This window comes from Dyadobacter sp. BE31, from assembly GCF_031457695.1.
Lineage (GTDB): Bacteria > Bacteroidota > Bacteroidia > Cytophagales > Spirosomataceae > Dyadobacter.
In genome coordinates this window covers 100,451-111,801 of the sequence record NZ_JAVDXA010000009.1, presented here as the reverse complement: position 1 = coordinate 111,801, position 11,351 = coordinate 100,451, and the positions used below count along the sequence as shown (strand labels likewise).

11 protein-coding genes are annotated in these 11,351 nt (G+C 49.1%); 9 read left to right on the top strand and 2 right to left on the bottom strand.

The window, feature by feature from the left end; all coding sequences use genetic code 11:
• Nucleotides 1-271: 271 nt before the first annotated feature.
• Nucleotides 272-2,716 (bottom strand): ribonucleoside-diphosphate reductase subunit alpha, encoded by a 2,445-nt coding sequence (locus J2Y43_RS32385; RefSeq protein ID WP_309993012.1) that lies wholly within the window; start codon nt 2,714-2,716, stop codon nt 272-274.
• A gap of 439 nt (nt 2,717-3,155) precedes the next feature.
• On the opposite strand from J2Y43_RS32385, the gene J2Y43_RS32380 reads away from it, so the two are divergent.
• The 6 genes from J2Y43_RS32380 to rimK all read left to right on the top strand — a co-directional run bounded on the left by J2Y43_RS32380 (nt 3,156) and on the right by rimK (nt 8,374).
• Nucleotides 3,156-4,067, top strand: coding sequence for a sugar phosphate isomerase/epimerase family protein (locus J2Y43_RS32380; protein ID WP_309993014.1), 912 nt, complete (start codon nt 3,156-3,158; stop codon nt 4,065-4,067).
• A gap of 130 nt (nt 4,068-4,197) precedes the next feature.
• On the top strand, nt 4,198-4,440 hold the full coding sequence (locus J2Y43_RS32375; protein WP_015812727.1) for a type B 50S ribosomal protein L31: 243 nt from the start codon (nt 4,198-4,200) through the stop codon (nt 4,438-4,440).
• Nucleotides 4,441-4,595: 155 nt separating this feature from the next.
• Entirely contained in the window at nt 4,596-5,780 is a 1,185-nt protein-coding gene (locus J2Y43_RS32370; RefSeq protein WP_309993018.1) for a putative sugar nucleotidyl transferase, read from the top strand.
• 31 nt (nt 5,781-5,811) lie between these two features.
• Nucleotides 5,812-6,930 carry a DNA polymerase III subunit delta gene (locus J2Y43_RS32365; RefSeq protein ID WP_309993020.1) on the top strand — a complete coding sequence of 373 codons (1,119 nt, stop codon included), beginning with the start codon at nt 5,812-5,814 and terminating at the stop codon, nt 6,928-6,930.
• Nucleotides 6,927-7,397 carry a RimK/LysX family protein gene (locus J2Y43_RS32360; RefSeq protein WP_309993022.1) on the top strand — a complete coding sequence of 157 codons (471 nt, stop codon included), beginning with the start codon at nt 6,927-6,929 and terminating at the stop codon, nt 7,395-7,397. Before J2Y43_RS32365 ends, J2Y43_RS32360 begins: the two co-directional genes overlap by 4 nt.
• A gap of 74 nt (nt 7,398-7,471) precedes the next feature.
• Entirely contained in the window at nt 7,472-8,374 is a 903-nt protein-coding gene (rimK, locus tag J2Y43_RS32355; protein WP_309993024.1) for a 30S ribosomal protein S6--L-glutamate ligase, read from the top strand.
• Here the strand turns inward: rimK and J2Y43_RS32350 are convergent.
• On the bottom strand, nt 8,371-9,450 hold the full coding sequence (locus J2Y43_RS32350; protein ID WP_309993027.1) for a DUF2652 domain-containing protein: 1,080 nt from the start codon (nt 9,448-9,450) through the stop codon (nt 8,371-8,373). The two genes, rimK and J2Y43_RS32350, sit on opposite strands and share 4 nt — an antisense overlap.
• Nucleotides 9,451-9,678: 228 nt before the next feature.
• On the opposite strand from J2Y43_RS32350, the gene J2Y43_RS32345 reads away from it, so the two are divergent.
• The 3 genes from J2Y43_RS32345 to hemC are packed head-to-tail and all read left to right on the top strand — an operon-like array spanning nt 9,679 to nt 11,300.
• Nucleotides 9,679-9,996 carry a type II toxin-antitoxin system HigB family toxin gene (locus tag J2Y43_RS32345; protein ID WP_309993030.1) on the top strand — a complete coding sequence of 106 codons (318 nt, stop codon included), beginning with the start codon at nt 9,679-9,681 and terminating at the stop codon, nt 9,994-9,996.
• A complete protein-coding gene (locus J2Y43_RS32340; protein WP_309993032.1) occupies nt 9,974-10,333 on the top strand; it encodes a transcriptional regulator in 360 nt (119 codons plus the stop codon). Before J2Y43_RS32345 ends, J2Y43_RS32340 begins: the two co-directional genes overlap by 23 nt.
• A gap of 34 nt (nt 10,334-10,367) precedes the next feature.
• The gene (gene hemC / locus J2Y43_RS32335) at nt 10,368-11,300 is read left to right on the top strand and encodes a hydroxymethylbilane synthase (RefSeq protein ID WP_309993035.1); all 933 of its coding nucleotides are present in this window, start codon (nt 10,368-10,370) and stop codon (nt 11,298-11,300) included.
• Nucleotides 11,301-11,351: the final 51 nt, after the last annotated feature.

Below are 11,351 nucleotides of genomic sequence, written 5' to 3'. Positions count from 1 at the left end.
GTGCAAGACACAAATATTTTTGAATCTTTTTACCCGACTTTACCTAAACACCTGATAACGAAAATAATATACCCTCAAAAAAATCGAAAGTTTTTTACCTCCATTTCCGCTCCTATTTCAAATGGCCGAAAACCGATTCCAGCACGTCCAATTTTTCCATTTATTAATACAACACAAACTTACACTACATTACCAGCCCGCCCGCCGGAAAATGAAAGAGGCGCCCGATCTACGATCAGGCACCTCTTCGCTATTGCGATTTTAACCTTTATTACGATCCACAAGCCTCGCATCCTTCCGGATCATCGAGGGAGCATTGCATGTCGGAGCGATTATCACGTGGTGCAACTGGCTTGGCGTGCTCCTCCGCGTACTGCACGTAGTTGAGCTCTTTCTCGGCCACCACGGCAGTAGCAGGTTCCAGTTGCGGCTCTGCTTGCTTGCTGACGGTGAATTGTACCGGATCGGAAGCCGCGCGGGTACGCAGATAGTACATACCTGTTTTGAGGCCTTTTTTCCAAGCGTAGAAGTGCATCGAAGTCAGCTTGCCGAAGTTCGCCTCTTCCATGAAGATGTTCAGCGACTGCGACTGGCAAATGTAAGCTCCGCGATCCGCCGACATGTCGAGCAGGCTGCGCTGTTTGATCTCCCATGCCGTTTTATAAAGATCCTTGATATTTTGCGGGATATTCGGGATGGCCTGAACCGATCCGCTGGCGCGAACGAGGTTGTTTTTCATCTCCTCGCTCCACAGACCCAGTCTCACCAAGTCTTTGAGCAGGTATTTATTCACCACCACGAATTCACCCGACAACACCCTTCTTACATATATATTAGAAGTGAATGGCTCGAAGCATTCGTTGTTACCGAGGATCTGGCTCGTAGATGCGGTCGGCATCGGGGCAAGGAGCAACGAGTTGCGCACACCGTTTTGTACCACTTCTTTCCGTAGCTTCTCCCAGTTCCAGCGTTTGCTTTCCGGCGTAACGCCCCACATATCGAATTGGAAAACGCCTTTCGAGATCGGGCTGCCTGCCCAGGATTCGTATGGGCCGTGCTGCATGGCGAGCTCCATTGAGGCCTCCATCGATCCGTAATAGATCGTTTCGAAAATGTCTTTGTTCAGCTGGCGTGCTTCGTCGGAGTCGAATGGCATGCGCATCATACAAAATGCATCGGCCAAGCCTTGCACGCCGATACCGATCGGACGGTGGCGTTTGTTGCTCTTCTCTGCTTCGGGAACCGGATAGAAGTTCAGGTCGATGATCTTGTTCAGGTTGCGCGTTACCACCTTCGTGATCTCGTACAGCTTCTTGTGATCGAAATGCATGAAACCATCCGCGCCTTGCTCCACGAACTTCGGCAATGCGATGGAAGCAAGGTTACAAACCGCTACTTCGTCGGGAGCCGTGTACTCGATGATTTCGGTACAAAGGTTGGAAGACTTAATAGTCCCCAAATTCTGCTGGTTAGACTTGCTATTCGCATGGTCCTTATACAACATATATGGAGTACCTGTCTCGATCTGCGATTCCATGATCGCGAACCACAGGTCTTGCGCCTTGATCGTCTTGCGTGCTTTGCCTTCTCTCTCGTATTGTTCGTACAGTTTTTCGAATTCCTCGCTGTGCGTATCCGCCAGCCCCGGACATTCGTGCGGACAGAAGAGCGACCAGGTGTCGTTCGCCTCAACGCGCTTCATGAACAAATCCGGAATCCACAATGCATAGAAAAGGTCGCGCGCACGCTGCTCTTCTTTCCCGTGGTTCTTTTTCAGATCCAGGAAATCGAAGATGTCGGAATGCCATGGTTCAATATAGATCGCAAAAGAACCTTTGCGCTTACCGCCTCCCTGATCCACGTAACGCGCCGTATCGTTGAACACGCGGAGCATCGGTACGATACCGTTCGATTGTCCATTCGTTCCTTTAATATAAGTACCCGTCGCGCGGACGTCGTGAATGCTCAAACCGATACCACCGGCCGACTGCGAAATCAATGCGCAGTTTTTGAGGGTGTCATAAATACCATTGATGCTGTCCTCCTTCATCGTCAGCAGGAAGCAAGACGACATTTGCGGCTTCGGTGTACCTGCGTTGAACAAGGTAGGCGTAGCATGGGTAAACCATTTTTCCGAAAGCAAATGATAAGTCTCAATCGCCGCCTGCACGTCCTCCTGGTGGATACCGATCGCGACGCGCATGAGCATATGCTGAGGGCGCTCGACAATTTTCCCTTCAACTTTCAGTAAATACGACTTTTCGAGGGTTTTATAGCCGAAATAATCGTAGGAATAATCGCGGTCATATATAATAGTGGAGTCAAGCAGCGATGCGTTCTGGCGGATCACCTCGTAAACCTCCTTGGAGATTAACGATGCATTTTCGCCTGTTTTGGAATCTACATATGTATAAAGACGCTTCATTGTAGCCGAAAACGACTTCAATGTGTTCTTGTGGAGATTTGAGATAGCGACGCGGGCAGCCAGGATTGCATAATCAGGGTGCTTGGTGGTCATGGAAGCTGCGGTTTCGGCAGCGAGGTTATCCAGCTCGGCGGTGGTAACGCCATCGTAAATGCCGGAAACAACCTTCTTGGCCACTTCCACGGGCTGAACGTAAGCGGCGTCCAGGCCGTAGCTCAGTTTCTCTATGCGGGCGGTCACCTTATCGAATTTCACGGATTCGCGGCGACCATCACGCTTTATGACATACATAGACATAAGTAATGTGGTGTTTGATAGAACGTTAGTGATGTATATTCTTGGAAGATCAGTCGGAGATGACTTTAAAAATCTCTTGAAATAACACTAAAGAAATCAGATTCGCAATCAGGATTTCTCTACAAAATCATGCCTTATCAGCAGAGTCCAAATTACGAAATTGTTAAGAAACTAATAACTAGTTGTTTACGGAAAGCTTACACTAAATTGTTTCAAAGAAAAATTTTTCAGAAAAATGCATTTCAAATTTTGCAAACTTTTTCAAATAAAAATTTTGTACAGAGAAACGTTAATTTAACAATAGCTGCTGTTAATCAACGATTTAGCACCAATTAATTTATTTATAATAATTCTAAACTTGCAAACTTTACACAGCATAACATATTTCGTTTCAACACAAAATAGCAATCCATAGCCATAAAAACTCAACCATATGAGCACAATTATCGAACAAGCTGACCGGCGGACATTCCTCAAAACGAGCTCCGGACTCGTCGCCGGCCTTGCAATGGGCGGGTCGCTCACCGAAGCCATGGCCAAGGCCACCGGAAACACCGCTTACAGCATTCCACTCGGAGTATATGCAGCTTACGACAAAGCCGATTTTTTACGTCAATCGGGATGTGCATATATAGAGGAGTCGGTGGCGGGCTTTCTGATTCCCGAAGGCGGCGACGCCGGTTACGAGAAAAACCTCCAACAACTCAAAAGCGAGCATTTCCCTATCAAGTCTTACGTGATCCTGCTTCCTGCGAGCCTGAAAACACTAGGCCCGGAAGCGAACCATGAAGCGATCCTCCAAAGAACGGAGACCGTTTTGAAGCGCGCCAAGGAATGCGGTTCACAGTTTGTCGTATTCGGAAGCGGTGCTTCAAGAATCATACCTGACGGCTTCGATAGAGCCAAAGCAAAGGCACAGCACATTGAATTAACCCAAAAAATGGCGCCGATCGCCGAGAAATACGGGGTTACCATCGCCGTAGAGCCCCTGAACCGCGGGGAAACCAATTTCATCAACAGCCTGGCCGAGGGCGTCGAGATCGTGGATGCCGTGAAAAGCCCGCGCGTGAAGCTGCTTTGCGATATATATCATATGTTAAAGGAGGACGAGCCGGCATCGGAAATCGTTAAATATGGTAAGCACATCGTGCATTGCCACATTGCCGAGAAGGAAAAACGCACGCCGCCGGGCGTGAAGGGCGACGATTTCAGGGCTTACCTGGGCGCTTTGAAGAAAATCGGGTATAAAGGCGGACTTTCGATCGAATGCTTCGTGTATACCGATTTCGAGAAGGAGGCCAAACGCGGCGTAGAGGTGCTCAAACAGCAACTTAGTGAAGTCTAGGACGTTAATTTCCGCCGTATTGTATTAATATTAAAAAAGATAGCGCTTCAATACTTGATTTACAAATCTGGATTTTTTACTTTTGCAATCCTTTTGGAAATCGTATAGAAACAAATAATACCATATACCAATGAAAAAAGATATTCATCCCAATTACAGAGAGGTAGTTTTCTGGGATCTATCAAGCGACTTTAAATTCATTACTCGCTCTACCATAGAAACTTCTGAAAACATTACCTGGGAAGACGGCAAAACTTACCCTGTGTACAAAGTCGAGGTTTCTTCGCAATCACACCCTTTCTACACTGGTAAAAACGTACTGGTTGACACAGCTGGTCGCGTTGACAAGTTCAGAAAGCGTTACGGAAAATAAGCAACGCATTGGCTTCTTCCTGTGTGGTCGAACACATCAGGAGAACAAAAAAAATACAGTGGCAGTCTCCCGACAAATATGCTCGGGAGACTGCTTCTTTTTTTGCCGTAACCAATAAAATGCCCGAACTTTGGCAGGCACATACGACTTAATTTATGCCCAGTACCATTCTGTTCGACGATCCCAAGATTAGAATCCAGCTTTTACCTTTTACCTATACAAGACCAGTCGCCGGTATCCGGTGCGGTATCCACACCCTGGCCGAAAAATGGGCCGACAGATGCCACTCCACGGTCTCATTCCAAACGGAAGCTTATCTCGCCATCAAATACCCTGAAAATACTTCGGGGGATAACCTGTATATCAACGGCGCATTATGCCCGGACGATCACCTGACCGGCATTGTCAAAGGCCTGCCACATGGCAATGCGCTTATTTCCGGCAACGGGGAAATCATGGCCGTGCGGACGCATTCAACCTGGAAGGCTTCGGATGGCACCAACGGCCTTTCGGTAGTGGAATATGCGGAACCCTTTACGATGATCCGCAATGTGTGGGATATTTTCGGGCAGAATGGGGCGCAAATCAAAATCGACTATGAACGCATTGCTTCCCTTAGAAAATCGGTAGGCATTGCCGATCCTTTTACGCATTGCTACAAACCGGAGAATATATTTGTAGAAGAAGGTGCGGTAATCAAAGCGTCCATTCTGAATGCAGAGAACGGGCCTATTTATATCGGCAGAAACGCATTGATCCAGGAAGGATCGATGATCCAGGGGCCATTTGCGATCGGTGAAAATGGTGTTTTGGCACAAGGAACTAAGATCCGGCCTAATACCACTGTTGGCCCCTCGTCCAAAGTCGGCGGGGAAGTGAGTAATTGCGTGGTTTTCGGATATAGCAACAAAGGCCACGACGGCTACCTGGGCAACTCTGTACTGGGAGAATGGTGTAACCTTGGCGCGAATACCAACAACTCGAATTTGAAAAACGACCACACGAATGTGAAGTTGCATAGCTATGCCACCAATATGCTGGCCGACACGGGCTTGCTCTTCTGTGGGTTGATGATGGGTGATTATTCCAAAGCGGGAATTTCCACCATGTTCAACACCGGAACGATTGTCGGCGTAAGTGTGAATGTATTCGGTGCCGGATTCCAGAACAAGCACGTCCCCTCCTTCACCTGGGGTGGTGCCGCCGAGGGATGCATGGAGTACCGTTTCGACAAGGCTGTGGCGGTAGCGAAAGATACGGTAAGCCGTCGGGGCGTCGCATTCGGGCAGATCGAGGAAGATATTATGCGTGTAGTTTTTAAAAATACGCGCGGTCAATAGCGTTTTACACATCCATTAATTGATTTAAATCGTGCTTTTCAGAGATATTCCGGGGCTTGAAAATATCAAAGCGACATTGCGGCGCTCGGTCCGGAACAGCCATCTGGCCCACGCTCAGCTTTTTGATTATCCCATGGGCGGGGCTGGCCTGGCCATGGCGCTGGCATTCTCTACCTACATTAACTGTGAAAACCGGAACGAGGAAGACGCTTGCGGCACCTGCGCGTCGTGCGTGAAAATGAGCAAGCTCATCCACCCCGATTTCCATTTCATATTCCCCATAGCCACTTCCAAAAAGGTGGATGGCAAAACGAGTGAAGCATTCCTGCCGCTCTGGCGTTCATTTTTGCTGGAAAACCCCTACCGCGTCCTCCCCGACTGGCTCGACCACATCGGGGCGGACAACAAGCAAGGTAACATTTCGGTAGAAGAAGCGCGCGGGATTTTGCGGAAATTATCCGTAAAAGCTTACGAGGGCGAATACAAAATCCTGCTGATCTGGAAAGCCGATATTATGAATGCGGCTTCTTCCAACGCGATTTTGAAAATTCTCGAAGAACCGCCTGAAAAAACATTGTTCCTTTTGGTAAGTGATCAGTCGGACAAATTACTGACCACGATCATCTCCCGGACGCAGCGCATTACCATTCCCGCATTCACCGACTCGGAAATCAAGACCTACCTGAAACGAGGCGACGTGACCGAGGCCGTAGCCAATCAGGTAGCATTCCTATCTGACGGGAACATGGCCGAGGCGTTGAAACTCGTCCAGGAAGAGCAGGATGACCGCTCGGCATGGTTCGCCGACTGGATGCGTTCTTCATATAAGTTCGATGTAGCACATTTGGTAAAGCTCGCCGACAACTACGATGTCATGAGCAAGGAAAAGCAAAAAGGCCTGCTCGAATATGCATTGCGGTTGTTCAGGGACATGCTTGTGTGGAGCCACGGCGCGGGTGAGCTTTTGCGTGTTCCGCAGGAAGAGCTTACTTTCGTACAGAATTTTTCCAAAACCGTCAATTTTGAGTCGCTGGAAAGGATGATCGGGGAAGTGAATACGGCCTATTACCACATTGAGCGCAATGTGCGGGCCAAAATGGTGTTTCTGGACCTGTCGTTGACGGTCGCCCAGTTTTTCCAGCGCAGATGAAACGTCCATTGGAAATTATCGGCGCGACCGATATTGCAGATTTGCCGGAGCTCGGCTGGCACAATGTGCCTGTGCGGGTGGATTCGGGCGCGGCAACTTCGGCCATCCATTGTTCCCGCGTGAAATTGGTGGAAGCTGATGGGCGCCAGGAGCTCCACGTGTACCTCGACGCCAAGCGCGGGGCACCTCAACATTTCTTTATAGTTACCGATTTTAAAGAAACCGTGATCCGAAATTCCTTCGGGAAGGAAGAGAAACGGTTTGTGATCAAGACACCAATAAGGCTTTTCGGCCGAAAAATACGTACCGAATTTTCGCTGGCCAACCGGCAGAAAATGAGTTACCCCATACTACTCGGGCGAAAACTGCTCAAAAACAGGTTCATCGTGGACGTATCCCAAAAGAACCTGTCCGCGGCAAGGCATTCGCAGACACCAACTCGTTCCCCAAAACTACCTCAGACCTAAATCCTGGGCCCAAGGCAGCGCGCCTCCAAGCTCCGCGCCGGAACCCAACCTCCACATTTTCTAAAAACATTTTTATGAAAATCGCCGTATTATCCACCAATCCGGACCTGTATTCAACCAGGCGTCTGGTGGAGGCAATCAAACAAAAGGGACACGAAGCGGTTGTGATCGACCACGTCAAATGCTTTGTCATGATCGAAGGCGGCAAGCCGACCGTTGTTTACAAGGGTAAGCCCGTTACCGGCATCGACGCCGCTATTCCCCGCATAGGCACATCGGTGAATGCATTCGGCTGCGCCGTGGTTCGCCAGCTCGAACTGATGAAGGTATTTACCACAGTAAAATCGCAGGCCATTCTGCGCTCGCGCGACAAGCTGCGCAGCATGCAGGTACTCGCGAAGGCCGGTATCGATATTCCAAAGACGGTCTTTGCCAAAAATCCAGCACAGGTCAATGAGCTCATTCATATGGTAGGCGGCCCGCCGGTGATCATCAAATTGCTGGAAGGCACCCAGGGTGTGGGCGTTGTACTCGCCGAGACAATCAAAGCAGCGAAATCGACCATCGAGGCATTCTATGGCCTGCGGGCCAACTTCCTGATCCAGGAATATGTGGCGGAATCCAAAGGTGCCGATATCCGTGCATTTGTGATCGGCAACAAGGTGATCGCCGCCATGAAGCGCCAGGGTGCCGAAGGCGATTTCCGCTCCAATCTTCACCGCGGCGGCTCGGGCTGTATGATCGAGCTTTCGCCCGAAGAAGAGCATACGGCTATTGCGGCGGCGAAGGCATTGGGCGTAAAAATTGCCGGGGTGGATATGCTGCAATCCGAACGTGGGCCGTTGGTCATGGAAGTCAATTCTTCGCCTGGCTTACGAGGTATCGAGGAAGTCAGCGGCATCGACATCGCATCGCTGATCGTGTCTTACATTGAAGACAAAATCGTTACCGACGAAGGTGATACCGTCGGGATTTAAAAATCGATAGGTAAGGTGATTTCCGGGAGCAGCTGTTCCAGATTTGCCAGCGATTTCCGGAATTCCTCTTCCATTTTGTCCTTTTTGAACAACCTGAATGCAAGTTGTTTCAAAGGGTCTCTTTTGAGATAATATTCCAAGCTGAGGCGCGTGCGGTTTTCTGCCAGCTTTTCGAGCACGAAATGAAGCGTGCTGGTAAGCTTTTCATCGGACTCGCTAAAAACGATCCGGGTCTCCGGGTCGTACGAAAAGCCGCTGGCATACATCACCGTTTCACCGTCCTCGCGTATGCACCTGTGGCGCGAGCCTATCCCCGGGAGGAAATGATCGAGCTCTTCAATGGATTTCAGACCATCCTGCCATCGGGAACGCAATTCGAGGTGCCCGGAAGTGAAGAATACTTTTTTAATATTCGCATCATATTCTCTGGCGACCAACAGTACCTGCACTTTTTCCCTCGGCTCTAACAGCGGCGGAGTATACGGCGGAATACTGTCTTTCAGTGGTCCTATTTGAGTGTATTGAAAAGGAATCTGCTCATTTTCGGTCGTTTTGGAACCCGGGTACCATTGCATCCATTCCGTAAAACCATCCGGTTTCTGCCCATTCAGCAGGTTTTGGGTGACCAGCCAGTATTCGTGCTGGTCGATATCGTTTTTCAGTAACTGATGCGCAACGATAATGTCCTTCCCGATCAGCTTCCTGAAATTCTTGACCTGATAAGTAGTAAACTCGCCATAATGCGCCACGACTTTCAACGTCAGATTCACAGCCGAAATGCAGGATTTGCATTGGCAGAACCGGCGATTGTCATAAGCGATGATGTATTGGTGAAAATCACAGAACATCTTCTCCACCTGCCGGTATAGTGTTTCGAGTTCCGGCGCTTCGCCAAATTTGAAGAAAAGGATCGCATCGCCTTCGATCTCGGAAATTTCAAGGCCCATCTGGTTCGCATTCACGATCGTTTCCAGCAATTCCTGGATAATCTGCCGTCCGTGCTGTATCTCGATTTCATGCATGAACCGCGTAAACCCGCTGATGTCGGGAATGAAGATTAGGCCTTTGTTTTCCATGGTGGCGAGTTTGACTAGGTCAATTTACGGGTATTTTTCAGTCATTGTACCAGAAATCAGTCGCAAATAATTACCATGATCGTGAAAATTGGGCTGGCTCATTTTGGCATAAACTAATAACTTCGCCGCCTGAAAAAGAAGCACTTTCATTACTGCAACGATCGACGTTCCATTTAAAGAAATTTGACGTAACCAAAATGGTAACAATCCTTTATCTTTGCACGAAAGATGCGTATCATCGCTACACAGACACTACGAAATTACACGAGGGCCTACCCCAAAGCGGAACAATCGCTGCTTGCCTGGAACCAGGAGGCCGAGTCCGCCGAATGGAATTCTCCGAATGAAATGAAAGGGCAATACCGAAATGCGTCGGTGCTCAACCAGAAACGGGTGGTGTTCAACATCCACGGGAACCATTACCGGCTGATTGTGGATATTGAATATAGATTGAAAATCGTTTTTATCGTCTGGTTTGGAACGCATGAGGAGTACGACAAAATTGACGCAAGAACAATCAGCTATGATCGGGCCAATAAAAAATAACGAACAGTACGAACACTACCTGGCACGCATTTATGAATTGATGCAAGCCGATATTGCGCCTGACTCGAAGGAATCGGACGAGCTGGAAGTGCTTTCCATATTGGTAAAGGATTACGAAAATGTGCATTTCCCGATTCCCAAACCGAGCCCGTTGGAGGCGATCCGTTTTCGGTTGGAGCAAATGGGTATTTCAGAAAAAGAACTGTCGGAGATACTGGGGTACCGGTCCCGTAAATCAGAAATCCTTTCCGGCAAACGAAAATTGAATTTAAGTATGATCCGCAGGCTGAATGAGAAGCTTCATATTCCGGCGGAGATTTTAATACAGGCCTATTAAAAACAGAAACTGGCCTTACATTGTACAAATTACCATGCATATAAAAATAGGAACCCGCGGGAGCAAGCTCGCACTTTGGCAGGCGTATTATGTCGAGGCTCTCTTGCAGCAGGGCGGTATTGAAACGGAAATCGTTATTATTGAAACGAAGGGTGATAAAATCCTCGACCGGTCGCTTTCGAAAATCGGCAGTAAGGGGGTTTTTACGGAAGAGCTGGAAGACCAGCTCCGCAGCGGCGCTATCGATATCGCGGTGCATAGCGCCAAAGACCTTCAATCACAACTGGACGATGCATTTGAAATCATCGCATTCACCGAGCGCGAGCATGCGAATGATGTCCTCGTAAGCCACGATACCACATTGTCACTCAAAAGCGGCGAGTCCTTCACAGTTGGGACGTCGTCCACACGCCGGGTGGCGGTTTTGAAACATTATTACCCGCATATCAAAACGGTGGATATGCGAGGCAACCTGCAAACGCGCCTCCGCAAGTTGGAGGAAGGCCAGTGCGATGCGCTCCTGCTTGCATACGCAGGCGTACACCGCATGGAATACGACGACAAAATCGCTGAGCATTTGCTCCTCGACGAATTTACACCGGCAGTAGGCCAGGGCAGCGTCGCTATTGAATGCGCGGTTTCACTGGATGCTGAGAAAAAGAGCAAGCTGAGAGAACTCCTCAACCACGAACCTACCGAAACCTGTCTCTTGGCAGAAAGGGCATTCCTGAAACACCTGCAAGGTGGTTGCAGCATTCCGGTGTTCGGGATGGCGACATTGCATGAGGAGGAAATCCGGATGACGGGCGGCATTATCAGCCTCGACGGCTCGGAAATCATTCGCAAAGCAGAAAGCGGCGGACACGCGTTTCCACAGGAACTGGGCACCTCGCTGGCAGAAGAATTGCTGGCAGCAGGCGCCGACCGCATTCTGGCGAGCATTAAGCAGCAAAACAGCTCCCTTTAAAATATTGTCAAAAACAAAAGAAGCCCGGTTGATATCAGCCGGGCTTCTTTG

Excerpts from the sequence above, each read along its gene's own strand:
- J2Y43_RS32385 (WP_309993012.1), bottom strand. The coding sequence starts at position 2,716 with ATGTATGTCATAAAGCGTGATGGTCGCCGCGAATCCGTGAAATTCGAT.
- J2Y43_RS32380 (WP_309993014.1), top strand. The coding sequence starts at position 3,156 with ATGAGCACAATTATCGAACAAGCTGACCGGCGGACATTCCTCAAAACG.
- J2Y43_RS32375 (WP_015812727.1), top strand. The coding sequence starts at position 4,198 with ATGAAAAAAGATATTCATCCCAATTACAGAGAGGTAGTTTTCTGGGAT.
- J2Y43_RS32370 (WP_309993018.1), top strand. The coding sequence starts at position 4,596 with ATGCCCAGTACCATTCTGTTCGACGATCCCAAGATTAGAATCCAGCTT.
- J2Y43_RS32360 (WP_309993022.1), top strand. The coding sequence starts at position 6,927 with ATGAAACGTCCATTGGAAATTATCGGCGCGACCGATATTGCAGATTTG.
- rimK (WP_309993024.1), top strand. The coding sequence starts at position 7,472 with ATGAAAATCGCCGTATTATCCACCAATCCGGACCTGTATTCAACCAGG.
- J2Y43_RS32350 (WP_309993027.1), bottom strand. The coding sequence starts at position 9,450 with ATGGAAAACAAAGGCCTAATCTTCATTCCCGACATCAGCGGGTTTACG.
- J2Y43_RS32345 (WP_309993030.1), top strand. The coding sequence starts at position 9,679 with ATGCGTATCATCGCTACACAGACACTACGAAATTACACGAGGGCCTAC.
- J2Y43_RS32340 (WP_309993032.1), top strand. The coding sequence starts at position 9,974 with ATGATCGGGCCAATAAAAAATAACGAACAGTACGAACACTACCTGGCA.
- hemC (WP_309993035.1), top strand. The coding sequence starts at position 10,368 with ATGCATATAAAAATAGGAACCCGCGGGAGCAAGCTCGCACTTTGGCAG.